Raw genomic sequence first — 24,210 nt, 5'->3', positions numbered from 1 at the left:
TATGCTTGGCCCCAAGCAGGAACAGAAGCGTGTCGGTGACCTATCGGCTCGCCATGCCTTATGGCAGCGGTTACCAACCTTCTCGCAGGCCGGGGAGTGTTCAAACAAAGGATGAGGCTATGGTTCAAGTTCGCAAACTGGTGTTAGCAATAGCGGCCGCCTCGGCGCTGTCCTCCGGTATGGCGCAGGCGCTGCAACTGGGGGAAATGACCCTCAAGTCGCAGTTGAACCAGCCGTTGTCGGTGGAAATCGAATTGCTCGATGTCGGCGGCCTCACGGCTTCCGAGATCACGCCGAGCCTGGCTTCGTCCCAGGCGTTTGTGGATGCGGGCGTCGATCGCCAAGCGTTTCTGAATGACCTGGTGTTTACGCCGGTGATCAATCCCAGCGGTCGCAGTGTGGTGCGCGTCACCTCCAGCAAGCCGTTGCCGGAATCCTACGTTCGTTTCCTGTTGCAGGTGCAGTGGCCCAACGGCCGCCTGATGCGCGACTACAGTGTGCTGCTGGACCCGGCCAAGTTTGACCAGCCGGCCGCAACAGCGCCTGCACCGCGTGTGTTGGCGCCGGCCAGCCCCGCGCCTGCCGCGCCCGCCGCGAGCAAAGCGGCGCAGCACACCACCACTTCCCGCGACACCTTGTGGGAAATTGCCGCGAAGAACCGCAATGGCGGCTCAATCCAGCAGACCATGCTGGCGATCCAGGCACTGAACCCCGATGCCTTTATCGACGGCAATATCAACCGCCTGAAAACCGGCCAGGTCCTGCGTCTGCCGGACACCGTACAAAGCACCGCACTGCCACAGCCCCAGGCGATTGCCGAAGTGACGGCGCAAAACGCCGCCTGGCGCCAGGGGCGTCGCGGGGCGACCAACCAGGTCGCCGGCAAGCAGCAACTGGATGCCACCAAGCGCACCCAGGCGGGCAATGCACCGTCGAGCACCAACGCCAAGGACAACTTGAGCCTGGTCTCGGCTGAGTCCGCCAAGCAGGGCGCGAAAGGCAAGGCCGCTGACGGCCGTGCCCTGAGCGACAAGCTGGCGATGACCCAGGAAGAGCTGGACACCACTCGTCGTGATAACGCCGAGCTGAAAAGCCGTGCGGCGGACCTGCAAAGCCAGTTGGACAAGCTGCAAAAACTGATTCAACTGAAGAACGATCAACTGGCGCGCCTGCAAGCGGAAAAGGGCGACCCAGCGGCTGTGCCTGCGGTGATTCCGGCCCAGTTGGCCGGTGATCCGGCGGCGGCAACTCCGGCGGCTCCCTCTGCACCGGCAGCCACGCCTGCGCCGACGGCTCCGGCCCCGGAACCCGTCAAGCCTGAAGCGGGTCCTGCCAGTAACGATGGCAAATTCAATGAGCTGCTGACCAACCCGGTGGTCCTCGGCGTAGTGGGTGGCGCCGCAGCCTTGGTGGCTTTGTTGCTGCTGCTGCTGGTGCTGCGTCATCGCAACGCCCGTCGTGAAGAAGAAAAGCACCTGCGCATGGCCCGCGCCTTGGCCGAAGAGCCGGAATTCACCTCGAACATCGACCAGGACCTGCCACCGGACAGCTTCGAAGGCCTGGAAGTGCCGGCGCCGAGCGTCAAGCTGGCGGCGGCTCCAGTACCGGCGCCAGTGGTTGAGCCGGCCGTCGTGGTGCCGACTGTTGCTTCGGTGCTCGCGCCCCTGGCAGTGGCCGTGGCCCCGATGAATTCCAATGATGCGTTGGCGCAAGCCCAATCCCTTGTCGATCGCGGTCACCTGAACCAGGCCGCCGACGTGTTGGAGCAGGCGATCAAGCAAGAGCCCAAGCGCAGCGACCTGCGGTTGAAGCTGATGGAAGTCTACGGCCTGCAGAGTGACAAGGACGGCTTCGTCACCCAGGAGCGCCAATTGGTGGCCAATGGTGACAACCATGCCCAGGTCGAGCTGCTCAAGTCGCGCTTCCCGGCGATGGCGGTGCTGGCGGCGGGCGTGAGCGCCGCAGTGGCCGCCGCCGCCCTGGACGCGCAATACGTCAAGGACCTGCTGGAGGACAAACCGGCCGCCCCGGCGCCAGAACCGGAAGCCTTCGACACTGATTTCGACCTGAGCCTGGATGATCTTGAGGCGGTATCGCCTGCCGAGGTCAATCCTGAAGATGTGCTGACCTTCGAGTCCGTACTGCAGCAGCAGGCTGAAGCGAAAGCCAGCCCGGACGATCTGTCGGACTTCGACCTTGACCTGCAATTGGATGCGCCGGCGTCCACGCAGGCCGATGATGATTTCCTTTCCGGTCTTGAAGAACAGATGCAGGATGTGCCTGCAGTCGAGCCGCCAACCCTGACGCCTGCTGCGCTGGATGAGTTCGAACTGCCGGAAGACTTCGACCTGTCCCTGGCCGATGAGCCAGAAACGGCCACCAAGCCGGACGCCTTCGCGTCCGAACTGGACGACGTCAATGCCGAGTTGGATCGTCTGTCCCAGAGCCTGGAGCATCCGTCCATCGAACCGTCGTTTACCGCAGAAGACGCGGCGCTGGGTGGTGATGAGCCGGAATTCGACTTCCTCTCCGGCACCGACGAGGTGGCAACCAAGCTGGACTTGGCTCAGGCCTATATCGACATGGGGGATGCGGATGGCGCGCGGGATATCCTTTCTGAAGTGCTGACCGAAGGTGACGAGTCGCAGCGCGGCGAAGCCAAGGAAATGCTCGGCCGTATTTAAAGCACAACGAAAATCCACTGTGGGGGCGGGCTTGCTCTGGTGAGGGAGCAAGCTCCCTCGCCACAGCAAGCCCGCTCCCACATTTGGGCGTCCCTCTTTATAATGGCCGCCTTTGCGCAACTCATCAGGCTCTCAGTTCTTGGCAAATATAGATAACGCGGCCGCCGAAATGGCGGCCGCAGGCTTTTACCGCATCGCCCTGGGCGTGGAATACAAAGGTTCGCGCTATCGCGGCTGGCAGCGCCAGGCGTCGGGCGTGCTGACGGTGCAGGAAACCCTGGAAAAGGCTCTGTCGAAAGTCGCGGATTCACCGGTGTCGCTGATGTGCGCCGGGCGTACTGACGCCGGTGTGCATGCTTGCGGCCAGGTGGTGCACTTCGATACCCAGGCCGAGCGCACGATGAAGGCGTGGGTGATGGGCGCCAATATCAACCTGCCCCATGACGTCAGTGTCAGTTGGGCCAAGGTCATGCCGGCGCACTTTCATGCGCGCTTCAAGGCTATCGCCCGACGTTATCGTTATGTGATCTACAACGATCAGATCCGCCCGGCGCACCTCAACGAAGAAATCACCTGGAACCACCGCCCGCTGGACGCCGAGCGCATGGCCGAGGCCGCGCAGCATCTGGTCGGCGTGCACGACTTCAGCGCGTTCCGCGCCGGCCAGTGCCAGGCCAAGTCGCCGATCAAGGAAGTCCACCACCTGCGGGTGACGCGCCACGGCAAGATGATCGTGCTGGATATCCGCGCCGGTGCGTTCCTGCACCATATGGTGCGCAACATTGCGGGCGTGCTGATGACCATTGGCACGGGCGAGCGCCCGGTGGAGTGGGCCAAGGAAGTGCTGGAAAGCCGTGTTCGCCGTACGGGCGGTGTCACCGCCCATCCCTTTGGCCTGTACCTGGTGGATGTGGAGTACCGCGACGAGTTCGAGCTGCCGGAACGTTTCATCGGGCCACACTTCCTCACAGGTTTCAGCGAACTTGGCGGCTGACGCCCGGAAAAGCTTTTGTTACCATCCGGGACTTTCTCGGCCCAACCCTGAGGTTTCCACGACATGTCAGCCGTTCGCAGCAAGATTTGCGGGATTACCCGCATAGAAGACGCGCTGGCGGCAGTCGAGGCGGGGGCGGATGCCATTGGTTTTGTGTTTTATGCCAAGAGCCCACGGGCGGTGAACGTGCTGCAGGCGCGGGCGATCATCGCCGCACTGCCGCCGTTCGTCACCACCGTGGGCTTGTTCGTCAACGCCAGCCGCTGCGAACTCAACGAAACCCTGGATGCCGTACCGTTGGACATGCTGCAGTTCCATGGTGACGAAAGCCCTGACGAATGCGAAAGCTACCAGCGCCCGTATATCAAGGCGTTGCGGGTCAAGGCAGGGGACGATATCGCCGCCGCCTGCGCTGCCTATGTGGGCGCTCGCGGGATCTTGCTGGACACCTACGTCGAAGGCGTACCGGGTGGTACGGGCGAGGCGTTCGACTGGACGCTGATTCCCGAAGGGCTGAGCAAGCCGATCATCCTGGCGGGTGGGCTCAACCCTGCGAATGTCGCGGCAGCCATCGAGCAAGTGCGCCCCTATGCGGTGGACGTCAGTGGTGGCGTGGAGCAGGGCAAGGGCATCAAGGATCACAGCAAGATTCGCGCATTCATGCAGGCTGTGCGCGGGATGTGACGGCTGGCAGTCTGCCGCCGTCCATAACTACCACTGTGTAAAACAGCCCGGTGCCGCCTGTGGGTGGCCCGGAAATGAAGTGGCAACCCTGCACTGGCAGGTTGTCTGGAAGGCTGAGGATGCATGCGGGAAATGGCTGGTCGAACGCCTGACCCCGTCCAGCATGTGTCATCGCCACATATGAATTTAGCTCAAGGGCATACGCGGGGCTGTGTTCAAGCCACCGGTACTGGAGAAAGAAAGCATGAGCAACTGGTTAGTAGACAAACTGATCCCTTCGATCATGCGTTCCGAGGTGAAGAAAAGCTCGGTTCCTGAAGGTCTGTGGCACAAGTGCCCATCCTGCGACGCGGTGCTGTACCGCCCGGAGCTGGAAAAGACCCTGGACGTTTGCCCCAAGTGCAACCACCACATGCGTATCGGCGCCCGCGCCCGTATCGACATCTTCCTGGATGCCGACGGCCGTGCCGAACTGGGCGCTGACCTGGAGCCGGTTGACCGTCTCAAGTTCCGCGACAGCAAGAAGTACAAGGACCGCCTGACCGGCGCGCAAAAGCAGACCGGCGAGAAAGACGCGCTGATCTCCGTCAGCGGCAAGCTGCTGGGCATGCCCGTTGTGGTCTCGGCGTTCGAGTTCTCCTTCATGGGCGGCTCCATGGGCGCCATCGTTGGCGAGCGTTTTGTACGCGCTGCCAACTACGCCCTGGAAAACCGTTGCCCGATGATCTGCTTCGCCGCCTCCGGTGGTGCGCGCATGCAGGAGGCGCTGATCTCCCTGATGCAAATGGCCAAGACCTCCGCGGTGCTGGCGCGTCTGCGTGAAGAAGGCATCCCGTTCATCTCCGTACTGACCGACCCGGTCTACGGCGGCGTTTCCGCCAGCCTGGCGATGTTGGGTGACGTGATCGTCGGCGAACCCAAGGCCCTGATCGGCTTTGCCGGCCCGCGCGTGATCGAGCAGACCGTGCGCGAAAAACTGCCGGAAGGCTTCCAGCGCAGTGAGTTCCTGCTGGAGCACGGTGCAATCGACCTGATCATCCCGCGCGGCGAGCTGCGTCCACGCCTGGGCAACCTGCTGGCACAAATGATGGGCCTGCCGACACCCGTGTACGTCGCGCCTAAAGTTGAACCGATTGTCGTGCCGCCGGTGCCAGCAAACCTATGACCCAACGTACCCTGGGCGAATGGCTCGCCTACCTTGAGCAGTTGCATCCGTCCGCCATCGACATGGGCCTGGAGCGCTCGCAACAGGTAGCGGCCCGCCTCGGGTTGGGCCGCCCGGCACCTCGCGTGATCACGGTGACCGGCACCAACGGCAAAGGCTCTACCTGTGCCTTTGTCGCCGCGCTGCTGCAAGCCCAAGGGCTGAAGGTCGGCGTGTACAATTCCCCGCACCTGCTGCGTTACAACGAGCGGGTGCAGCTCAATGGCGTCGAAGCCACGGATGAGCAACTCTGCGAAGCCTTCGCCGCGCTCGACGCCGGGCGTGGCGAGATTTCCCTGACTTACTTCGAGATGGGCACCCTGGCGGCGTTCTGGCTGTTCGAGCGTGCGCAGCTGGACGTGGTCGTGCTGGAAGTGGGTTTGGGCGGGCGCCTGGACACGGTCAACGTGGTGGATGCCGACCTGGCGCTGGTGACCAGTATTGGCGTGGACCATGCGGATTATCTTGGCGATACCCGTGAGTCCGTGGCCTATGAAAAGGCCGGGATCTTCCGTCAGGGCAGGCCTGCGCTGTGTGGTGACATTGACCCGCCGCATACCTTGCTGGACAAGGTGCGCGAGCTGGGCTGCCCGTTCTACTTGCGGGGCCGCGAATTCAATCTTGAAGTCGGTGAGCAGCACTGGCAATGGCGCGGGCGTGATGCGCGTGGTCAGGTGGTGGAGTTGCACGACCTGCCGCTGCTGAACCTGCCGATGGAAAACGCCGCGCTGGCGTTGCAGGCTTACCTGTTGCTGGATCTGCCGTGGGATGCCGGGCAGATTGCGGCGACCCTGCAGGCCACTCGGGTGGTGGGGCGCCTGGATCGCCGTGCGTTCGAGTGGGATGGCAAGCGCCTGAACCTGCTGCTGGATGTGGGGCATAACCCGCATGCGGCGCAATACCTGGCGCGGCGCCTGTCGCGTACGCCGCCGGTCGGTCGTCGTCTTGCGGTATTCGGCTTGCTGGCCGATAAGGATCTGGACGGCGTGGTGGCGCCATTGCTGGATGATGTCCAGGCCTGGGCGGTCGCGCCGCTGGATTCGCCGCGTAGCCGTCCGGCTGTTGAGCTGGCGGCGGCGTTGAAGAACCTTGGTGCGTCCGTGGCGTCGTATGCAAGCGTCACTGCAGCCCTTGAGGCGCAGTGCGCGGTTGCCACGCCTGACGACGAAATTCTGTTGTTCGGATCATTTTATTGTGTTGCCGAGGCGCTTGAGTGGTTGGCCCGGCGCTCCACGGAGGAAGCTGCACATGGCATTACTGGATAGCGCATACAAGCAGCGAATGGTCGGAGCTCTGGTTCTGGTGGCGTTGGCGGTGATTTTCCTGCCGATGCTGTTTTCCCGCCAGGATGAGCAACGCCAGGTCGTGGTTGAAGCGCCCGCTGCGCCGCAGATGCCTGTGGTGCCTCAGGTGCAGGTAGAACCGGTGGTGGTGCCAGAGCCGCAGGTCTTGCCTGAGGAAGAGCCGGTGCCGAGCGATGCTGAAATCGCCGCGCAAACCGCACCGTCGATGCCTGTGCAGCCAAGTGTGCCGGTGGTCAAGCCAGCGCCGGCGCCCGTTGTGGCGGCCAAACCTGCTGCGCCGGCTCCTGCGCCCAAGCCTGTAGCGCCGCAACCGGCCGCGCCGGGCAAGCCGGATGTGGGACAGAGCCGTATCGATCCGAATGGCCTGCCGATCAGTTGGTCGATCCAGCTGGCCAGCCTGGCCAATCGCGAGAGCGCCGACGCCTTGCAGAAAAAGCTGCGTGCTCAGGGCTATAACGCCTACATCCGCAGTGCCGACGGCAAGAACCGGGTGTTTATCGGGCCGCTGATCGAGCGTGCCGAGGCGGATCGCCTGCGCGATTTGCTGGGGCGCCAGCAGAACCTCAATGGTTTTGTGGTGCGTTTCCAGCCTGAGCGCGGCTGATTACCGCCAGTTTTCGAGTGAAATGCAGGCCAAGTGTGGGAGCTGGCTTGCCTGCGATAGCGGTGGGGCAGTCAACAGTGATGTTGAATGTGCCGGCCTCATCGCAGGCAAGTCAGCTCCCACATTGTTTTTGGGGTGGGGTTGAAATGGCATCAATCCATCACAAACTACTGATTTGCAAAGCACGCACAATCACCGCTTACCGATAGCCCAGCGCTCTGCTAAAATGCGCCGCCTTATCTGTCTGTAGGCTGCACTGTGCCATTTACCTGGGTTGATTGGGCGATCGTTGCAATCGTCGCCATCTCCGCTTTGATCAGTCTAAGCCGCGGCTTCGTAAAAGAAGCTCTGTCGTTGCTGACCTGGATCATCGCAGGAGTCGTAGCCTGGATGTTCGGTGGTTCACTGTCGGTCTACCTGGCCGGATACATCGAGACACCTTCGGCTCGCGTCATCGCGGGCTGCGCCATCATGTTCATCGCCACGCTGCTGGTGGGGGCAATGGTCAATTATCTTATTGGCGAGTTGATACGTGTCACCGGCCTCTCCGGGACCGATCGATTTCTCGGCATGGCCTTTGGTGCCGCGCGTGGCGCGTTGCTGGTGGTTGTGGCGGTCGGGCTGTTGAGCCTGGGGCCAGTACAGCAGGATTCGTGGTGGCAGGAGTCGGTACTCGTGCCAAAATTTCTATTGGTTGCCGATTGGTCCAAGAACCTCATTCTGGGGTGGAGCAGTCAGTGGCTGGCCAGCGGAATCAGCGTACCCGCTGATCTTCCGTTCAAGGAACACCTCTTGCCGGCCAAAACGCCGCAGTAAGCTGTGTTCAGTCAAGATTCATTAAGTAGGGGTTGCGTCGCATGTGTGGCATCGTCGGTATCGTCGGTAAGTCGAACGTCAATCAGGCGCTGTATGACGCGCTAACCGTCCTCCAGCACCGCGGCCAGGACGCTGCCGGTATTGTGACCAGCCACGACGGCCGGTTATTCCTGCGCAAGGACAATGGCCTGGTACGTGACGTGTTTCATCAGCGTCACATGCAGCGCCTCGTCGGGCACATGGGCATTGGCCATGTGCGTTACCCGACTGCCGGTAGCTCGACTTCGGCCGAAGCTCAACCGTTTTACGTCAACTCGCCTTACGGCATCACCCTGGCGCATAACGGCAACCTGACCAACGTTGAACAGCTGGCCAAGGAGATTTACGAATCTGACCTGCGCCACGTCAACACCAGCTCCGATTCGGAAGTGCTGCTGAACGTGTTTGCTCACGAGCTGGCCCAGCGCGGCAAGCTGCAGCCGACCGAAGAAGACGTGTTCGCTGCCGTCACTGACGTGCACAACCGTTGCGTCGGTGGCTACGCGGTCGTAGCGATGGTGACCGGTTACGGCATCGTTGGCTTCCGTGACCCCCATGGCATCCGTCCGATCGTGTTCGGCCAGCGTCACACCGACGAAGGCGTCGAGTACATGATCGCGTCCGAAAGCGTGTCCCTGGACGTGCTGGGCTTCACCCTGATCCGCGACCTCGCGCCGGGCGAAGCGGTGTACATCACCGAAGATGGCAAGCTGCACACCCGCCAGTGCGCCGTGGCACCGAAACTGACCCCATGCATTTTCGAGCACGTCTACCTGGCGCGCCCGGATTCGATCATCGATGGCGTTTCGGTGTACAAGGCGCGCCTGCGCATGGGCGAGAAGCTGGCCGAGAAGATCCTGCGCGAGCGTCCTGAGCACGACATCGACGTAGTGATTCCGATCCCGGACACCAGTCGTACCGCTGCACTGGAGCTGGCCAACCACCTCGGCGTGAAGTTCCGCGAAGGCTTCGTGAAGAACCGCTACATCGGCCGTACCTTCATCATGCCGGGTCAGGCAGCACGCAAGAAGTCGGTGCGCCAGAAGCTCAACGCCATCGAGCTGGAGTTCCGTGGCAAGAACGTGATGCTGGTGGATGACTCCATCGTGCGTGGCACCACCTGCAAGCAGATCATCCAGATGGCCCGCGAAGCCGGTGCGAAGAACGTGTACTTCTGCTCCGCAGCCCCAGCTGTGCGTTACCCGAACGTGTACGGCATCGACATGCCGAGCGCCCACGAGCTGATCGCCCACAACCGCACGACCCAGGACGTTGCCGACCTGATCGGCGCCGATTGGCTGATCTATCAGGACCTGCCGGACCTGATCGAAGCCGTGGGTGGTGGCAAGATCAAGATCGAGCAGTTCGACTGCGCCGTGTTCGACGGCAAGTACGTGACCGGTGATGTCGATGAGGCCTACCTGAACAAGATCGAGCAGGCGCGCAACGACTCGTCGAAGATCAAGACCCAGGCGGTCAGCGCGATCATCGATCTGTACAACAACTGAGTAGACACCGGCCCTGAGGGGCCGGTTTTGTATCTTAAATAAAGAATTGAGTAAGGAGTGGCAGCATGAGTCAGGAATGGGATGCCGGTCGGTTGGACAGCGACCTCGATGGCGTAGCTTTCGATACCCTGGCTGTGCGCGCCGGTCAGCACCGCACGCCGGAAGGTGAGCACGGTGATCCGATGTTCTTCACGTCCAGCTACGTATTCCGTACTGCCGGTGATGCGGCTGCGCGCTTTGCTGGCGAAGTGCCGGGCAACGTCTATTCGCGCTACACCAACCCGACCGTGCGTGCGTTCGAAGAGCGTATCGCGGCCCTGGAAGGCGCTGAGCAGGCGGTAGCCACGGCGACCGGCATGGCGGCGATCCTGGCGGTGGTGATGAGCCTGTGCAGCGCCGGCGACCACGTGTTGGTGTCGCGCAGTGTGTTCGGCTCGACCATCAGTCTGTTCGAGAAGTATTTCAAACGCTTCGGTATCGAAGTGGACTACGTGCCGCTGGCGGATCTTTCCGGTTGGGACGCAGCGATCAAGGCCAATACCAAGCTGTTGTTCGTCGAGTCGCCGTCCAACCCGCTCGCCGAGTTGGTGGATATCGCCGCGTTGTCCGAAGTGGCTCACGCCAAGGGCGCGATGCTGGTGGTGGATAACTGCTTCTGCACGCCGGCATTGCAGCAGCCGCTGAAGTTGGGCGCGGACATCGTCGTGCACTCGGCCACCAAGTTCATCGACGGCCAGGGTCGTTGCATGGGCGGCGTGGTTGCTGGTCGCGGCGAGCAGATGAAGGAAATCGTCGGCTTCCTGCGCACCGCTGGCCCGACTCTGAGCCCGTTCAACGCCTGGATCTTCCTCAAAGGCCTGGAAACCCTCAGCCTGCGCATGAAAGCCCATTGCGCCAATGCGCAGGCACTGGCCGAGTGGCTGGAGCAGCAGGACGGTATCGAGAAGGTGCACTACGCCGGCCTCAAGAGCCACCCGCAACACGAGTTGGCCCAGCGCCAGCAGCGTGGTTTCGGTGCAGTGGTGAGCTTTGAAGTGAAGGGCGGCAAAGACGGCGCCTGGCGCTTTATCGATGCCACGCGCCTGATTTCCATCACCGCCAACCTGGGCGACAGCAAGACCACCATCACCCATCCGAGCACCACATCTCACGGGCGCCTGGCGCCGCAAGAGCGTGAGGCGGCGGGCATCCGTGACAGCCTGATCCGTATCGCGGTGGGCCTGGAAGATGTGGCCGACTTGCAGGCTGACCTGGCTCGCGGGCTGGCGGCCTTGTGATCGAATGGTCCCAGGAGGGCGCGGCGGCCACTAACGGCCGCGTCGCGTTGGTGACGGGTGCTGCCCGTGGTATCGGCCTCGGGATTGCCGCATGGCTGATCAGTGAAGGCTGGCAGGTGGTGTTGACCGACCTGGACCGCGAGCGGGGTTCCAAGGTGTCCAAGGTGCTGGGGGAAAACGCCTGGTTTATCACCATGGATGTGGCCGATGAGAAGCAGGTCGCCCAGGGCGTTGCCGAGGTGCTTGGGCAATTTGGGCGCCTGGATGCCTTGGTGTGCAATGCGGCGGTGGCTGATCCGCGCAATATCACCCTGGAAAGCCTCGACCTGGCCTACTGGAACCGCGTGCTCGCGGTGAATCTCAGTGGGCCGATGTTGTTGGCCAAGCACTGTGCGCCGTACCTGCGTGCCCATGGCGGTGCCATCGTCAACCTGGCGTCAACCCGCGCTCGTCAGTCCGAGCCGGACACCGAAGCCTATGCGGCGAGCAAGGGTGGTTTGCTGGCGCTCACCCACGCGCTGGCCATGAGCCTTGGCCCGGAAGTGCGGGTCAACGCTGTAAGCCCTGGCTGGATCGATGCGCGTGATCCGGCTGCGCGGCGTGCCGAGCCTTTGACGGATGTCGACCATGCCCAGCATCCTGCGGGCAGGGTCGGTACGGTGGAGGATGTGGCGGCAATGGTGGCGTGGTTGTTGTCGCGCCAGGCTGGGTTTGTCACCGGGCAAGAGTTTGTCGTGGACGGTGGCATGAGCAAGAAGATGATTTACAGCGAGTAGGGCGGGTAGCTGTCTTGAAGCATTTTTGTCTTTTTCAGAAAAACTTCAAGCAGGCTATTGACTTAGGTCCGTTACCTGCGTAAATTTCGCGGCCTCAACGAAGCAAAGGGTGATTAGCTCAGCTGGGAGAGCATCTGCCTTACAAGCAGAGGGTCGGCGGTTCGATCCCGTCATCACCCACCACTTCTTGAGAGTTTTGCCTTAGGGCAAGACGCAACGTTAAAGGTTGCACCGACGCGCAGCGGTAGTTCAGTCGGTTAGAATACCGGCCTGTCACGCCGGGGGTCGCGGGTTCGAGTCCCGTCCGCTGCGCCATATTTTCCAGGTCTGATCTGTCAGGCTTGAGATCGAACAGCCAAGGCTGGTTGATCAGATGTTTAAAGACGGTTGGGGGTTTATACCCAGCCAGTCAAGCGATACGCAGCGGTAGTTCAGTCGGTTAGAATACCGGCCTGTCACGCCGGGGGTCGCGGGTTCGAGTCCCGTCCGCTGCGCCATATCTGCTCCAGGGCCCACTGAACGCCTTGAAGCACAAAGAAAGCCTCTGGCTACTTTGATCCGATAGCAAAGACCCTGGTCGAAAGACCGGGGTTTTTTGTGCCTGCGATTTGCTCCAGTGACACCAACAGGTCAAAAGTGTGGGAGCGGGCTTGCCCGCGATAGCGGTATATCAGTTGGTGAGTTTGTTGACTGATCCGGCGCCATCGCGGGCAAGCCCGCTCCCACAGTTGGATTGTGGTCAGAACCCTAGCTTGTCTCGCAGCCCGTAATACCAAGCCCCCAGCGCCGCAAACGGTGTACGCAACAATTGCCCGCCCGGGAACGGGTAGTGCGGCAGGTCGGCAAACGCGTCAAAACGCTCTGCCTGTCCTCGCAATGCCTCCGCCAGTACCTTGCCCGCCAGGTGCGTATACGTCACGCCATGGCCGCTGCAGCCCTGTGAGTAATAGATATTGTCGCCCAGGCGGCCTACCTGCGGCAGGCGCGACAGGGTCAGCAGGAAGTTGCCGGTCCAGGCGTAGTCGATCTTCACGTCCTTGAGCTGCGGGAAGGCCTTGAGCATCTTCGGGCGGATGATTGCTTCGATGTTCGCCGGGTCGCGCGCGCCGTACACCACGCCACCGCCGAAGATCAGGCGTTTGTCGCTGGTGAGGCGGTAGTAGTCGAGCAGGTAGTTGCAGTCTTCGACGCAGTAATCCTGTGGTAGCAATGTCTTCGCCAGCTCGTCGCCCAGCGGTGCGGTGGTGATGACCTGGGTACCGCATGGCATCGACTTGGCCGCCAGTTCCGGCACCAGGTTCCCCAGGTAGGCGTTGCCCGCGACGATGATGAACTTGGCCCTGACCTTGCCCTCGGCGGTGTACACCACCGGATTGGCGCCACGCTCGATACGTAGCGCCGGCGACTGTTCGTAGATCGTGCCGCCCAGGGACTCCACTGCCGCCGCTTCACCCAGGGCCAGGTTGAGTGGGTGGATGTGACCGCCGCTCATGTCCAGCAGGCCGCCCACATAGTTGTCACACGCCACGACTTCGCGGATGCGGCGCTCGTCCAGCAGTTCCAGCTGTGTATGACCGTAGCGCTCCCACAGGCGCTTCTGCGACTCCAGGTGGCCCATGTGCTTGCTGTTGAGTGCGGCGAACACACCGCCGTCCTTCAGGTCGCACTGGATCTGATATTTGGCAACCCGCTCGCGGATGATCCGGCCGCCCTCAAACGCCATCTGCCCGAGCAATTGCGCCTGCTGGGGGCCGACGCTGCGCTCGATGACATCAATATCTCGGCTATAGCTGTTGACGATCTGCCCACCGTTACGGCCTGACGCGCCAAACCCTACCTTGGCGGCTTCCAGCACCGTCACGCGAAAACCGTTCTCCAGCAGGAACAGCGCGCTGGAGAGGCCGGTGTAGCCGGCGCCAATCACGCACACATCGGTTTCGACATCACCTTGCAGCACCGGGCGGGGCGGAACCGCATTCGCGGACGCGGCGTAATACGACTGGGGGTAGGGGGTGTTCGCCATCCTGGAACCTCTGTTTTATATTTTTTACGAGTGCCCCGATCCTACCTGAGTTGAAAATTGCCTGCCAGCCACCCGAAAACCACGGGTATCCCCAGCTCAAATAAATAATTCGCATATTCATAGGGTTAGCTGCAAAAAAGATGTTGACACCCCTCCGGAATTCCGTAGAATGCCGCCTCACAGCAGGCACGTAGCTCAGTTGGTTAGAGCACCACCTTGACATGGTGGGGGTCGTTGGTTCGAGTCCAATCGCGCCTACCAAACAAAATCCGCTCTGCTGGGCGGTCTAGAAAGGCTCACCGAAAGGTGGGCCTTTTTTTGTTGTCTGGATTTACACGTGGCCGCAGCCTGGCACCAGGCTTTGTGCGTGCGAATCCACTGGTCAGGCTGGATCTCGCGCAATAGTGCTTCTCGCAAGGCCAACCGCCGCGGTAATGGCGGCCCGGGCTTGTGGGCTGTTTTTCCAACAGGTCGAACCTACTGCGGCTGAGGCTTGCGCCAGAATGTCACTGACGTTCGATTCTCCGAGCTCGGCCAGGGATTCGATGCCCATCTGTTCAAGTCGAGCAATCACGGTCGGCCCTACGCCCTTGAGCGCAAGCAGCAGAAATCTTTCTTCCGGTGAAAACGGCATCCACAAAATCCTTTTTGGGTGTTGGGTAAATCCTGGGCAAACGAAAGTGGAGTCAAAACGACTCCAGCGGTGAATCCATATAGCCTGGGCGTATTGATCAATCAGCAAAAAAGCTGAGCCACCGATAGCAGGCAGATGATCTGTACAACCATCTGGCAGCGAATCTCACCATTTGTTGTCGCCATACCCATTTGTCCGGCGTACATAGTGGACTACCTCTTTGTCAGCTAAGCGATGCACAGAAATGCGCTACCGCACGAATGAGTATAGGTGCTGTGTGAGATTCTTCATCGTTACGCCGACCAGGCGCGACGAGCAGTATTGGGGTCAACCCGGCGGTTGGCCCTTTTTTCATCGTTGGCGCCATACTGAGCGACGTTTTCGTCTCATGCAGGGGGTTGCAATGGAATTGGCAATGGAAGTGTCGTTCAACGTATCTGAACAGGAGCGCGAGGCAATCCTCAAGCCGCTGCGCGCTTACAACCTCAGTGTTACCGGAGAAATGCCTTTCGAAACCGTCGGGATTTTACTGCGTGACCCCGACAGCCAAGAAGTTGTTGGGGGGCTCTACGGGAAGATTTCCTACGGTTGGCTGTTCGTTGAATTGTTGAGTATCCCGGACCGGATGCGCACCCAAGGCACGGGCACGCGGTTGATGCGTACCGCTGAGGACTTGGCGCGCCAAAGAGGTTGTGTCGGGATCTGGCTGGATACGTTCAGCTTTCAGGCGCCCGGGTTTTATCGAAAACTGGGTTTCAGTGAGTTCGGTCACGTTGCCGACTACCCGCCGGGTCATCAGCGCTTCTTTTTTCAGAAGCGTTTCGCGTAGAACCCTGGGCGCTGATGACCGCCAGCGGGCTTCAGCGCAGCCTCCAATCACTCACAAAATTTATTGGTTTGCAGCAACAATTTTTCTTGTTGGACACCTCCCGCCCCAGGCAGCAAAGTTGCCGCCACTGACGCTCGACCTTCCGGGTCAACAATAAAAAACCGAGCCGACTGCACGCCACTTCTTGCTGTGAACCCTTTGTTCACATCCTGCTGTAATGGCGCCGCAGCGCGCATTTAAGGACTTCACCGTCATGCAAACTGTTGTGAACCTATGGCCGTTGATCGGCGTACTTGTCATCGTGGTTGGCTTTGTCCTGCGCTTCAATCCACTGTTGGTGGTCACCGCCGCCGCCATCGCCACCGGGCTTGCTGCCCATTTCCCCTTGGAAAAAATCCTCGCCACCATGGGGGATGGTTTCCTTCAGACCCGCGCCCTGCAATTGATCCTTTTGTTGCCCCTGGCTGTCATCGGCTTGCTGGAGCGCCATGGTTTGCGCCTGCATGCGCAGAACTGGATTGCACGGTTTGAGCGAGCGACGGTTGGGCGCTTGTTGATCATCTATCTGTTTGTGCGTGAATCCACGGCGGCCATGGGCTTGACCAGCCTGGGCGGGCATCCGCAGATGGTGCGTCCGCTGTTGGCGCCGATGGCCGAAGGTGCGGCGGAAAAGCGCTACGGCAAGTTGCCGGACAAGGTACGACACAAGGTGCTGGCGATGTGTGCGGCGACTGACAACGTGGGGTTGTTTTTTGGTGAGGACATCTTTGTCGCCTTTGGCGCGATTGCACTGATGCACACTTTCCTGCTCGGCTCGGGCATTGATGTGGAGCCACTGCACATTGCGGTGTGGGGCATTCCCACGGCGATCTGCGCCTTTATCGTCCACGCGATCCGTTTGCATTGGTTTGACCGCAGGCTCACCCGTGAGCTGACGCCGGCCGCTACGTCTGTGGAGGCCGTGCAATGATTATCTCTATTCAATATCTGTACTGGTTGGCCGGTGTGCTGCTGCTGATCACCGCAGGCATGATCGTGCTGGATCGCAGCCACCCCAAGCGCTGGTCCAGCGCGTTGTTCTGGCTGCTGTTTGCCATCCCCTTTCTGGTTGGTGAGCGCTTGCCGTCGGTAGTTATCGGTGCCGGGGTCGTCGTGATGGCATTGATCGCCGGGATGGGCGGTGTTGGCCGTGGCCAACACGCTGAACTCCATGACAAGGCCTCTCGCGCCAGTGCCGGTCGCTTGGGGCACAAGCTGTTTATCCCTGCGCTGGCCATTCCCCTGACTACGGTTATTGGCTCGGTATTGCTCAAGCACACCGAGATCGGCGGCGTACCGCTGCTGGACCCGAAAAACACCACCTTTGTGTCCCTTGGCATCGGCTGCCTGATCGCCCTCGGCCTGGCCTGCTGGCTGACTCGCGATACACCGGTGCAAGCCCTGCGCGAATCCCGGCGCCTCACAGAAGCCTTGGGCTGGGCCATGGTGCTCCCGCAAATGCTGGCGATGCTTGGGTTGTTGTTCAATGAGGCGGGTGTCGGTACGGCCGTCGCCCACGTCACCACCACCTATATCAACCTGGATTACAAGTTGGTGGCGGTGATGGTCTATGTGTTGGGCATGGCGTTGTTCACAGTGATCATGGGCAACGGTTTTGCGGCCTTCCCGGTGATGACCGGTGGTGTCGGCGTGCCGGTACTGGTGGGGATCTACGGTGGCAACCCGGCGGTGATGGCGGCCATTGGCATGTTTTCCGGCTACTGCGGCACGTTGATGACGCCGATGGCGGCCAACTTCAATATCGTACCGGCAGCGCTGCTGGAGCTGCCGGACAAGAACGCGGTGATCAAGGCACAACTGCCTACGGCGTTGATGATGTTGGTGGTCAATATCGTCCTGCTTTACCTGCTGATGTGAGATCAAGATGGAAACGATACTACTGACAGGATTTGAACCTTTTGATCGAGACCTGGTGAATCCATCCTGGGAGGCGGTGCGCCAGCTGGACGGCATGCAACTGGACGACGATGTGCGGATTGTTGCGCGACGGTTGCCTTGCGCGTTTGCCACGGCGGGCGACTACCTGGCCCAATTGATCGCGGAGCTGTCCCCGGTGATGGTCATTGCCACTGGCCTCGGTCCGGGGCGCAGCGATATTTCCATCGAGCGGGTGGCGATCAACGTCAACGATGCGCGCATCCCCGATAACTTGGGCGCGCAACCTATCGACACAGCGGTGGTTGTGGGTGGTCCCGCAGCCTACTTCACCACGCTGCCGATCAAGGCGATGGTCAAGGCCGTGCGCGAGGCAGGGCTCGCGGCCTCGGTTTCGCAGACCGCAGGTACGTTTGTATGCAACCAGGTGTTTTATCGGTTGCAGCACCTGCTGGCCGGGACAGCTGTGCGCAGTGGGTTTATTCATGTGCCCGCCATGCCGGAGCAGGTGGTTGGATCGGGTCAGCCTTCGATGGCTTTGGCGATGCTGGTTGAAGGCTTGCAGGTTGCGGTACGGGCGGCGTGGCGTACACCCATGGATGTGGTGGAGGCCGGCGGACAGGTCAGTTGACCTGTCCGATTGGCCTTAGCTGGAATGCAATCGGATCAATCCGAAGGCGATAGCGCATGCAAGTCCAGCCATTGCGAGCGTGGTAGCGACGAAGCATTTGATGATGTTCATCTCCGTCGTCGCCAGGTCTGCCCGGGTTGCGAAGTGTTTTTCAATGGAGTCAGCCTTGTTCGAAACAGTTAATAGCTTCTCTTTCATTTCTGTTAACCCCTTTTCCAGTAAGCCCAAGCGTTTTTCCAGGCCGGAACCTCCGTCGTTACCTCCAGCGATTCTGCCTTGAGCCAGAGTATTCAGGGTGTTCGCGTCAGCGAGCTGATGTTGTCTTTTTTCCACTGCGTGACATCCGTTTCAAACAATGTGAGTGAGTGCTTCGGAACCAAGAATAGTAGGAGTGCGAGCCAGCAGGGGCAGGCAAATTTTTGCAAAATAACACCGTGGCTCTGGGTTGTGGTTTTCAGTCCCCCGGCTCGGTGAGCAGCCAGCGTTTACAAGCATCGATGGCATCCGTAGATTGCTTCGGGCCGATCATTTGTTACCGCCCATGAGGAAGCCACGCAGTGTCCATCCCAGCAGCTCAACATTACCGCGCCTTTCTGTTCGATATGGACGGGACCCTGCTCAACTCCATCGCCGCTGCCGAGCGGGTGTGGAGCATTTGGGCGCAACGCCATGGTCTGGACGTAGCGGCGTTCCTGACCACCATTCACGGCGCCCGTGCGATTGACACGATCACGCGCCAGGCATTGCCCGGCGTCGATCCAGAGGTCGAGGCGCAGTGGATTACCGAAGCCGAGATCAACGACGTCGAAGGTGTTGTCGCGATACCTGGCGCCGTTGCTTTCCTGAACGACTTGCCGGGCGATCAATGGGCGCTGGTCACGTCTGCCCCTCGGACGTTGGCGTTGCGTCGTCTGCAGGCTGCGGGAATTACTCCACCAGCTGTGTTGGTGACCGCCGAAGATGTCGTCACCGGCAAGCCTGATCCCGCCTGCTACGTTTTGGGTGCGCGGCGACTGGGTGTGCCGGTTCAGGAGTGCCTGGTGTTCGAGGATGCAACAGTGGGCATTCGGGCGGGCGAGGCTGCGGGTGCAGATGTGATGGTCGTGACCTCGACACACCTCAAGCCCATGGTGACAAAGCATCCGTCGATAAGCGGATATGAAAAACTACAGGTCCGGCGCAGCGCCGACGGCTTGCTGTGCGTGCAGGGCAGGGACGAATGATACGAAGGTCATCAGCGTGCCGCTTTGCGTTGCAGCTGTTGGGTCGCGCTGCGGTATAGCCTGCGCTGGACGGTGGCCTGGATGGGCTTGAGGCAGAACGCGAACAGATAGGCACACAGGAATAAGCCAAGTTCCAGCCATGAGCGGGTTTCAGGGCTGGCGGCTTGTTCGGCTTCCAGACTCAGGCCATATTCCAGACCTGCGAAGGCAAGCCCAATCAACAGGGCGATTATCCAGGCACGGGTGGCAAAGGGTTGCGTTGCAGTGCGCCTCATCGACGTGCTCCTGACTGCACTCTGATGGCGGGGAAAGGGTCAGGAGATTCGGCTGTGTATTGGCCGACAAGTTCCAGGCGCCTGCACAGTTTCATCTTTGCAGGGATGACCAGGCGCGGCATGTGAACTTACGGAAAACCCAAGCAGGACTCGGGGTTTTCGCCAGCCGTTACAGTGAACGAAAAGGCTGGCTACTGAGTGCGCTTCAAGGCGTCTGGTTTTTGTCTGGCGCGGTCAGCCCAGCCTGGATGCGTTGGTAAATCTCCTCGCGATGCACGGCAACGTCCTTTGGTGCGTTGATGCCGATTCGTACTTGCTGGCCGCTAACGCCCAGGATGGTGATCGTGATGTCATCACCGATGTTTATGCTTTCACCGACTTTGCGGGTGAGTATAAGCATGGACTTCTCCTTGATTACTTTTAAGGACACATGTTTCAGACAGGGCAGGTGTCGGATGTGTGTAGCTTACTGCTAAGCGCTTCCCTGTGACTGCCTCTTTTAGGACGCATAGAGGCGACATTAATTCCCATGGCGGCATCATACAGGTCTGCGATACATGATTCGCATTGTTTAAGCCAACGTTTATGACGGCCAGAATAGACAGTGAATGATAAAGTTGCCTCTTTATCCTTTAAAGGAGCAGGGCAGTGCGTAAAGTAGCGATGGCAATTGCGGTGTTGGCATTGGCCGGTTGCGGTGAAGGCAAACGTGTCGATGCCCCCAAGGCCAAGCCTGCCGTGACCGAAAGCCAGCCTCAAGCCGGTACGATTGCCGCCCAGGAGTGGGATGTGCGCGTAGGCCCGCCGGACCACAAGTTGCAGGCGATTACCGACCTGACCGCGTGGTTGCTGGAACATGGTTTCAATTTTTATATCGTGAAGGTCGACGGCAAGGACGAAGTGTTTCTGGGGCCTTTCGCAAGCAAGGCCGAGGCTGAGGCCAAGCAGGCCTTGCTCAACGAGAAGATGGCCCGCGCCAAGAAAACCGATACCGAATCACAGGTTGTCGAGCACCAGGCTGCGCAATAAGGGCTGGTTGGGCGGGAGTCCCGCCCACGTTCAACTACAGGCCTTGAGGTTTACCGGGCCGACAAATTCATTTCCGCGCCCCATCACGCAGGCCACCGTCTGGTTACGCTGACGCTCCCAGGTTTGCACCGGGTAGGTCTTGTTCCAGGCTTCGTACAGTTGGCGATCCTGTTTCGACAGGCGCAAACCGTATTGCTTGCTCATGTAGAAATAAGTGCGCGCAATCATCCCGCGAACTGATGGGCGCGGCATGACCTTCTTGGCCTTGAAGTCCACCTGGGTCAGGCATGATCCGTACTGCCCGCGTTGCACGGGCAGCCAACCAAAACTGAAGTTGTTACGGTCCCCGTTGACCTCGCCGATGCTTGGCACCAGGTTGTGCAGGTCGGCCTCGGCGCGCTTGAATACATCGTCATGGCGCGTGCAGTTTTTGCGCCCGCCGTTTTTCCAGCATTGGCGCTGATGCCCGATCTGCCAGGCTGGGACAATATGCTCCCACTCGATACGGGCAGCGCGGCTGGCGTTTTTGCGGGGGATGTAGCCACAGGCTTTCAGGTCCACACGGTTGCCAGTGTATTTGCAGCCACAGTAAAACTCGGTGGATTGCGGCGCGTAGAGTGTCCAGGCGACTTTCTTGGCTTCGCTGAACGTGCGAGGCGCTTGCGCGTGGGCGGTGATGCAAAGAAACAGGCAACACACAGCAATAAAGCGGGCACTCATTGAATCAATCTTCCTTCGGCACAACCCAGAAAATCTGCACGCCGCCATCATCCCGGTAGGCGAGGGTGACGTTGTCGTTCTCTGCGATTTCCTCCAGCAGGCGCTGCCACTCATCCTCGGGCTCATCCGGCAGGCGGAAGATCAAGGCTGCCTTGGCTTTCTGGGCATTGGTCGAATTGATGATCTTTTGCACACGAATGGCCAGGCGTTCGTAAGCACCAGGTGGGGTTTGTGCTGCGGAAGAGGACTTTGCCACGGGGGACTCCTTAGATAAGCTGTACGTGCATACAGTATTTAACTGCGAGCAATTTCGCAACTGCTTAAAATTCAGGAAGTTCTTCTGATACCGACTTGCGCGGTTTGAGGTAGGAAGGGGCGGTTCTAATGGTGGGCATTTGCGAGGGGAGGCAGGGGCGGGTAGGTCGCCCCTGCCGGGGTGTCACCAGGAATCAGTATTCCCAGAACATCCGTTGCAGCTCTTTGCTGTCCTGGGTCTTGGTCAGGGCGACCATCGCGAGGATGCGGGCTTTTTGCGGGTTCAGGTCATGGGCAACCACCCAGTCGTACTTGTCGTCAGGTTGTTCGGCGTTGCGCAGAACAAAACCGCCAGCATTCACGTGGGACGAGCGAATGATCTGCACGCCTTGTTTGCGCAGTTCCTGCAGGGCAGGGACAACCTTGGAAGACACCGAGCCATTACCGGTGCCGGCATGGATGATGGCTTTGGCGCCAGCCTGGGCCAGGGCCTTGTAGGCCGTGTCGCTCACGTTGCCGTAGCCGTAGGCGATTTCAACGTCAGGCAGGCTCTTGATGTTCTTGATATCGAACTCCGAGTCCATGGTGTGGCGCTTGGCTGGCAGGCGGAACCAGTAGGATTTGCCTTCAACCACCATACCCAGTGGACCCCATGGGCTCTTGAATGCTTCGGTCTTGATGTTGACCATCTTGCTCACGTCGCGACCCGATTGGATTTCGTCGTTCATGGTCACCAGCACGCCCTTGCCGCGTGCATCTTTGCTGCCGGCCACGGCCACGGCGTTGTACAGGTTGAGCATGCCGTCTGCCGACATGGCAGTGCCTGGGCGCATGGAGCCGACCACGATGATTGGCTTGTCGGTTTTTTCCACCAGGTTCAGGAAGTAGGCGGTCTCTTCCAGGGTGTCGGTGCCGTGGGTGATCACGATGCCGTCCACGTCCTTGCTGTCGGCCAGTTCGGCGACGCGGCGGCCCAGTTGCAGCAGGTTGTCGTTGTTGATGCTCTCGGATGCAATTTGCATCACTTGTTCGCCGCGCACGTTGGCGATCTGGCTAAGCTCAGGAATACCAGCAATCAGTTGTTCGATACCGACCTTGGCTGCCTGGTAGGTGGCACTGTTGGCCGAGCTGGCGCCAGCGCCGGCGATGGTGCCGCCGGTGGCGAGGATCACCACGTTGGAGAGTTTGGTCTTGGTTTCAACTTCCTTTGCCTGGGCGGCAACGGGGAACAGCAGCAGGAGGGCCAGCGCGCCCGGAACAATGTTCTTCAATGCAGATTTCATTATTTTTCTCTCTGGTTTTTGATGAGTGCTGGTGCAGGTTCATCTAGAGCGCCCGGGCGGTTCTGAACGCCGCGAGGTGCAGGGAATGAGCAGGATCTGTACCAGCCGGAGCAATTTTTTAACCATAAAATAAGATGTTGATTTATAAGGAATAAACCCGTCTTTTTGAGTTTCTTCAGCGATACGTTGTCCGGCTTTCCGAACAATTGGGCGGTAGCGCGTTCGGTTGTCCGAAAAAATTATCGAATCTCTCCTCCGGGTTTGTGCGACACAGCCTCGCGGCCTGTCGTTTTAGAGAACGACCAGGCATTGGCGATGTTTAAGGGCGCACGTGAAGACAGAGGTCAGAGGGCGCGCATGAAAGCGTGCTGGAGACCGTTGACAAATCCCGACAAGGTTCTCATAGTTTGAATAACGCAAACGTTTGCGAGATGTTTCGTTGCAGGCGTTGCTTACAATAATCATAAGATCGGAGTGAACCCATGAAGCTGCCATTCGCTGGACGTCTTCTTGCTGTCGCTGTGCTTGCTGCCGCATCCGCTGCTTTACCTCTCTCCTCTGCATTTGCCGATGACGCCGCCAAACCGAAGGTTGGCCTGGTGATGAAGTCCCTCGCCAACGAATTTTTCGTCACCATGCAGGACGGTGCAAAGGACTATCAGAAGTCCCACGCCGCCGATTTCGACATGATCACCAACGGTATCAAGAACGAAACCGATACCGCCGCGCAGATCGACATCGTCAATCAGATGATCCTCGCCAAAGTTAACGCCATCGTCATCGCCCCCGCCGACTCCAAGGCGCTGGTCACTGTGCTGAAGAAAGCCTCCGACGCCGGTATCAAGGTCGTGAACATCGACAACCGCCTCGATCCGGATGTGCTGAAAAGCAAAAACCTCGATATCCCCTTCGTCGGCCCCGACAACCGCAAAGGCTCCAAATTGGTGGGTGACTACCTGGCCAAGCAACTGGCAGCGGGCGACAAGGTCGGCATCATTGAAGGTGTACCGACTACCACCAACGCCCAGCAGCGCACCGCAGGCTTCAAGGATGCGATGGACGCGGCCGGCATGAAGATCGTTTCCACCCAATCCGGTAACTGGGAAATCGACCAGGGCAACAAGATCGCTGCGGCGATGCTGAGCGAGACACCGGACATCAAGGCCCTGCTGGCCGGTAACGACAATATGGCCCTGGGTGCAGTCTCGGCTGTCCGCGCCGCAGGCAAGGCCGGCAAAGTGTTGGTCGTTGGCTATGACAACATCGAAGCCATCAAGCCGATGCTGCAAGACGGCCGTGTCCTGGCGACCGCCGACCAGGCTGCGGCCCAGCAAGCTGTGTTCGGTATCCAGAACGCGCTGAAGCTGGTCAAGGGTGAGAAAGTCGATGCCAAAGATGGCGTGATCGAAACCCCGGTCGAACTCGTCCTCAAGAAGTAATCCTGGCAGCACCCAACAGCGCCCGCTCATCGTGAGCGGGCGCC

General features: G+C 60.0%; 25 protein-coding genes and 4 tRNA genes. 21 read left to right on the top strand and 8 right to left on the bottom strand.

From position 1 onward, the window contains the following. Positions 1 to 119: 119 nt before the first annotated feature. From PSH87_RS18710 to PSH87_RS18650, 13 genes are all read left to right on the top strand, one after another. Positions 120 to 2,684, top strand: a complete 2,565-nt coding sequence (locus PSH87_RS18710; RefSeq protein WP_305430621.1) for a FimV/HubP family polar landmark protein — start codon at positions 120 to 122, stop codon at positions 2,682 to 2,684. 169 nt (positions 2,685 to 2,853) lie between these two features. Next, positions 2,854 to 3,678 (top strand): tRNA pseudouridine(38-40) synthase TruA, encoded by an 825-nt coding sequence (gene truA / locus PSH87_RS18705; RefSeq protein ID WP_017737855.1) that lies wholly within the window; start codon positions 2,854 to 2,856, stop codon positions 3,676 to 3,678. 63 nt (positions 3,679 to 3,741) lie between these two features. Continuing rightward, positions 3,742 to 4,362: a phosphoribosylanthranilate isomerase gene (locus PSH87_RS18700; protein ID WP_017737854.1), complete on the top strand. Its 621-nt coding sequence runs from the start codon at positions 3,742 to 3,744 to the stop codon at positions 4,360 to 4,362. Positions 4,363 to 4,606: 244 nt separating this feature from the next. Next, positions 4,607 to 5,527 (top strand): acetyl-CoA carboxylase, carboxyltransferase subunit beta, encoded by a 921-nt coding sequence (gene accD / locus PSH87_RS18695; RefSeq protein WP_017737853.1) that lies wholly within the window; start codon positions 4,607 to 4,609, stop codon positions 5,525 to 5,527. Continuing rightward, complete coding sequence (folC, locus tag PSH87_RS18690; protein ID WP_305430617.1) at positions 5,524 to 6,831, top strand: bifunctional tetrahydrofolate synthase/dihydrofolate synthase; 1,308 nt, start codon at positions 5,524 to 5,526, stop codon at positions 6,829 to 6,831. The genes accD and folC overlap by 4 nt, the downstream gene beginning before the upstream one ends. Further along, complete coding sequence (locus PSH87_RS18685; RefSeq protein ID WP_305430615.1) at positions 6,815 to 7,474, top strand: SPOR domain-containing protein; 660 nt, start codon at positions 6,815 to 6,817, stop codon at positions 7,472 to 7,474. The genes folC and PSH87_RS18685 overlap by 17 nt, the downstream gene beginning before the upstream one ends. A 258-nt stretch (positions 7,475 to 7,732) precedes the next feature. Further along, on the top strand, positions 7,733 to 8,290 hold the full coding sequence (locus PSH87_RS18680; protein ID WP_003192538.1) for a CvpA family protein: 558 nt from the start codon (positions 7,733 to 7,735) through the stop codon (positions 8,288 to 8,290). A gap of 41 nt (positions 8,291 to 8,331) precedes the next feature. Then, positions 8,332 to 9,837 carry an amidophosphoribosyltransferase gene (purF, locus tag PSH87_RS18675; RefSeq protein ID WP_017737850.1) on the top strand — a complete coding sequence of 502 codons (1,506 nt, stop codon included), beginning with the start codon at positions 8,332 to 8,334 and terminating at the stop codon, positions 9,835 to 9,837. Between the two features lie 65 nt (positions 9,838 to 9,902). Further along, positions 9,903 to 11,114, top strand: coding sequence for an O-succinylhomoserine sulfhydrylase (locus PSH87_RS18670; protein WP_017737849.1), 1,212 nt, complete (start codon positions 9,903 to 9,905; stop codon positions 11,112 to 11,114). After that, entirely contained in the window at positions 11,111 to 11,890 is a 780-nt protein-coding gene (locus tag PSH87_RS18665) for an SDR family oxidoreductase (RefSeq protein ID WP_017737848.1), read from the top strand. Before PSH87_RS18670 ends, PSH87_RS18665 begins: the two co-directional genes overlap by 4 nt. A 107-nt stretch (positions 11,891 to 11,997) precedes the next feature. Further along, positions 11,998 to 12,073, top strand: a tRNA-Val gene (locus tag PSH87_RS18660). Between the two features lie 55 nt (positions 12,074 to 12,128). Next, positions 12,129 to 12,205 (top strand) — tRNA-Asp (locus PSH87_RS18655). Positions 12,206 to 12,310: 105 nt separating this feature from the next. Next, a tRNA-Asp gene (locus PSH87_RS18650) sits at positions 12,311 to 12,387 on the top strand. A gap of 242 nt (positions 12,388 to 12,629) precedes the next feature. On the opposite strand, the gene PSH87_RS18645 is transcribed toward PSH87_RS18650, so the two are convergent. Then, entirely contained in the window at positions 12,630 to 13,913 is a 1,284-nt protein-coding gene (locus PSH87_RS18645; protein WP_305430613.1) for an FAD-binding oxidoreductase, read from the bottom strand. Between the two features lie 184 nt (positions 13,914 to 14,097). On the opposite strand from PSH87_RS18645, the gene PSH87_RS18640 reads away from it, so the two are divergent. Beyond that, a tRNA-Val gene (locus PSH87_RS18640) sits at positions 14,098 to 14,174 on the top strand. A 121-nt stretch (positions 14,175 to 14,295) separates the two neighbouring features. Here the strand turns inward: PSH87_RS18640 and PSH87_RS18635 are convergent. After that, on the bottom strand, positions 14,296 to 14,547 hold the full coding sequence (locus PSH87_RS18635; RefSeq protein ID WP_017737846.1) for a Pathogenicity locus: 252 nt from the start codon (positions 14,545 to 14,547) through the stop codon (positions 14,296 to 14,298). Positions 14,548 to 14,950: 403 nt separating this feature from the next. On the opposite strand from PSH87_RS18635, the gene PSH87_RS18630 reads away from it, so the two are divergent. From PSH87_RS18630 to pcp, 4 genes are all read left to right on the top strand, one after another. Beyond that, a complete protein-coding gene (locus PSH87_RS18630) occupies positions 14,951 to 15,376 on the top strand; it encodes a GNAT family N-acetyltransferase (RefSeq protein WP_305430611.1) in 426 nt (141 codons plus the stop codon). 253 nt (positions 15,377 to 15,629) lie between these two features. Further along, positions 15,630 to 16,346: a DUF969 domain-containing protein gene (locus PSH87_RS18625; RefSeq protein ID WP_305430609.1), complete on the top strand. Its 717-nt coding sequence runs from the start codon at positions 15,630 to 15,632 to the stop codon at positions 16,344 to 16,346. Beyond that, entirely contained in the window at positions 16,343 to 17,293 is a 951-nt protein-coding gene (locus tag PSH87_RS18620) for a DUF979 domain-containing protein (protein ID WP_017737844.1), read from the top strand. The genes PSH87_RS18625 and PSH87_RS18620 overlap by 4 nt, the downstream gene beginning before the upstream one ends. Positions 17,294 to 17,300: 7 nt before the next feature. After that, a complete protein-coding gene (gene pcp, locus PSH87_RS18615; protein WP_026136930.1) occupies positions 17,301 to 17,942 on the top strand; it encodes a pyroglutamyl-peptidase I in 642 nt (213 codons plus the stop codon). A 15-nt stretch (positions 17,943 to 17,957) separates the two neighbouring features. On the opposite strand, the gene PSH87_RS18610 is transcribed toward pcp, so the two are convergent. Next, positions 17,958 to 18,275, bottom strand: coding sequence for a hypothetical protein (locus PSH87_RS18610; RefSeq protein ID WP_305430607.1), 318 nt, complete (start codon positions 18,273 to 18,275; stop codon positions 17,958 to 17,960). A gap of 269 nt (positions 18,276 to 18,544) precedes the next feature. On the opposite strand from PSH87_RS18610, the gene PSH87_RS18605 reads away from it, so the two are divergent. Further along, on the top strand, positions 18,545 to 19,165 hold the full coding sequence (locus PSH87_RS18605; protein WP_050558326.1) for an HAD-IA family hydrolase: 621 nt from the start codon (positions 18,545 to 18,547) through the stop codon (positions 19,163 to 19,165). 11 nt (positions 19,166 to 19,176) lie between these two features. Here PSH87_RS18605 and PSH87_RS18600 read toward each other — a convergent pair whose 3' ends face one another. Further along, positions 19,177 to 19,440 (bottom strand): hypothetical protein, encoded by a 264-nt coding sequence (locus tag PSH87_RS18600; RefSeq protein WP_305430606.1) that lies wholly within the window; start codon positions 19,438 to 19,440, stop codon positions 19,177 to 19,179. 205 nt (positions 19,441 to 19,645) lie between these two features. Beyond that, positions 19,646 to 19,840 (bottom strand): carbon storage regulator CsrA, encoded by a 195-nt coding sequence (csrA, locus tag PSH87_RS18595; protein ID WP_003192511.1) that lies wholly within the window; start codon positions 19,838 to 19,840, stop codon positions 19,646 to 19,648. A 263-nt stretch (positions 19,841 to 20,103) separates the two neighbouring features. Here csrA and PSH87_RS18590 point away from each other — a divergent pair, with 263 nt between their 5' ends. Next, a complete protein-coding gene (locus PSH87_RS18590; protein ID WP_017737839.1) occupies positions 20,104 to 20,469 on the top strand; it encodes a hypothetical protein in 366 nt (121 codons plus the stop codon). Positions 20,470 to 20,499: 30 nt separating this feature from the next. Here PSH87_RS18590 and PSH87_RS18585 read toward each other — a convergent pair whose 3' ends face one another. From PSH87_RS18585 to PSH87_RS18575, 3 genes are all read right to left on the bottom strand, one after another. Continuing rightward, on the bottom strand, positions 20,500 to 21,189 hold the full coding sequence (locus tag PSH87_RS18585) for an endonuclease I family protein (protein ID WP_305430605.1): 690 nt from the start codon (positions 21,187 to 21,189) through the stop codon (positions 20,500 to 20,502). 4 nt (positions 21,190 to 21,193) lie between these two features. Next, positions 21,194 to 21,445, bottom strand: coding sequence for a DUF1654 domain-containing protein (locus PSH87_RS18580; RefSeq protein ID WP_017737837.1), 252 nt, complete (start codon positions 21,443 to 21,445; stop codon positions 21,194 to 21,196). A 193-nt stretch (positions 21,446 to 21,638) separates the two neighbouring features. After that, entirely contained in the window at positions 21,639 to 22,727 is a 1,089-nt protein-coding gene (locus tag PSH87_RS18575; protein ID WP_026136927.1) for an asparaginase, read from the bottom strand. A gap of 482 nt (positions 22,728 to 23,209) precedes the next feature. On the opposite strand from PSH87_RS18575, the gene PSH87_RS18570 reads away from it, so the two are divergent. Then, complete coding sequence (locus PSH87_RS18570) at positions 23,210 to 24,166, top strand: sugar ABC transporter substrate-binding protein (RefSeq protein WP_026136926.1); 957 nt, start codon at positions 23,210 to 23,212, stop codon at positions 24,164 to 24,166. The last annotated feature ends 44 nt before the right edge of the window (positions 24,167 to 24,210 follow it).

Source organism: Pseudomonas sp. FP453 (genome assembly GCF_030687495.1).
Lineage (GTDB): Bacteria > Pseudomonadota > Gammaproteobacteria > Pseudomonadales > Pseudomonadaceae > Aquipseudomonas.
Note: the sequence above shows the minus strand (reverse complement) of the source record. Positions and strands in the feature narration are given on the sequence as shown.

Bases quoted from the DNA above. Each gene is read 5' to 3' on its own strand.
- csrA (WP_003192511.1), bottom strand. From the start codon at position 19,840: ATGCTTATACTCACCCGCAAAGTCGGTGAAAGCATAAACATCGGTGAT.
- PSH87_RS18620 (WP_017737844.1), top strand. From the start codon at position 16,343: ATGATTATCTCTATTCAATATCTGTACTGGTTGGCCGGTGTGCTGCTG.
- PSH87_RS18605 (WP_050558326.1), top strand. From the start codon at position 18,545: ATGGACGGGACCCTGCTCAACTCCATCGCCGCTGCCGAGCGGGTGTGG.
- accD (WP_017737853.1), top strand. From the start codon at position 4,607: ATGAGCAACTGGTTAGTAGACAAACTGATCCCTTCGATCATGCGTTCC.
- purF (WP_017737850.1), top strand. From the start codon at position 8,332: ATGTGTGGCATCGTCGGTATCGTCGGTAAGTCGAACGTCAATCAGGCG.
- PSH87_RS18585 (WP_305430605.1), bottom strand. From the start codon at position 21,189: ATGAGTGCCCGCTTTATTGCTGTGTGTTGCCTGTTTCTTTGCATCACC.
- PSH87_RS18630 (WP_305430611.1), top strand. From the start codon at position 14,951: ATGGAATTGGCAATGGAAGTGTCGTTCAACGTATCTGAACAGGAGCGC.
- PSH87_RS18600 (WP_305430606.1), bottom strand. From the start codon at position 19,440: ATGAGGCGCACTGCAACGCAACCCTTTGCCACCCGTGCCTGGATAATC.
- truA (WP_017737855.1), top strand. From the start codon at position 2,854: ATGGCGGCCGCAGGCTTTTACCGCATCGCCCTGGGCGTGGAATACAAA.
- pcp (WP_026136930.1), top strand. From the start codon at position 17,301: ATGGAAACGATACTACTGACAGGATTTGAACCTTTTGATCGAGACCTG.
- PSH87_RS18685 (WP_305430615.1), top strand. From the start codon at position 6,815: ATGGCATTACTGGATAGCGCATACAAGCAGCGAATGGTCGGAGCTCTG.
- PSH87_RS18575 (WP_026136927.1), bottom strand. From the start codon at position 22,727: ATGAAATCTGCATTGAAGAACATTGTTCCGGGCGCGCTGGCCCTCCTG.
- PSH87_RS18635 (WP_017737846.1), bottom strand. From the start codon at position 14,547: ATGCCGTTTTCACCGGAAGAAAGATTTCTGCTGCTTGCGCTCAAGGGC.
- PSH87_RS18645 (WP_305430613.1), bottom strand. From the start codon at position 13,913: ATGGCGAACACCCCCTACCCCCAGTCGTATTACGCCGCGTCCGCGAAT.
- folC (WP_305430617.1), top strand. From the start codon at position 5,524: ATGACCCAACGTACCCTGGGCGAATGGCTCGCCTACCTTGAGCAGTTG.
- PSH87_RS18625 (WP_305430609.1), top strand. From the start codon at position 15,630: ATGCAAACTGTTGTGAACCTATGGCCGTTGATCGGCGTACTTGTCATC.
- PSH87_RS18670 (WP_017737849.1), top strand. From the start codon at position 9,903: ATGAGTCAGGAATGGGATGCCGGTCGGTTGGACAGCGACCTCGATGGC.
- PSH87_RS18570 (WP_026136926.1), top strand. From the start codon at position 23,210: ATGAAGCTGCCATTCGCTGGACGTCTTCTTGCTGTCGCTGTGCTTGCT.
- PSH87_RS18590 (WP_017737839.1), top strand. From the start codon at position 20,104: ATGGCAATTGCGGTGTTGGCATTGGCCGGTTGCGGTGAAGGCAAACGT.
- PSH87_RS18710 (WP_305430621.1), top strand. From the start codon at position 120: ATGGTTCAAGTTCGCAAACTGGTGTTAGCAATAGCGGCCGCCTCGGCG.
- PSH87_RS18700 (WP_017737854.1), top strand. From the start codon at position 3,742: ATGTCAGCCGTTCGCAGCAAGATTTGCGGGATTACCCGCATAGAAGAC.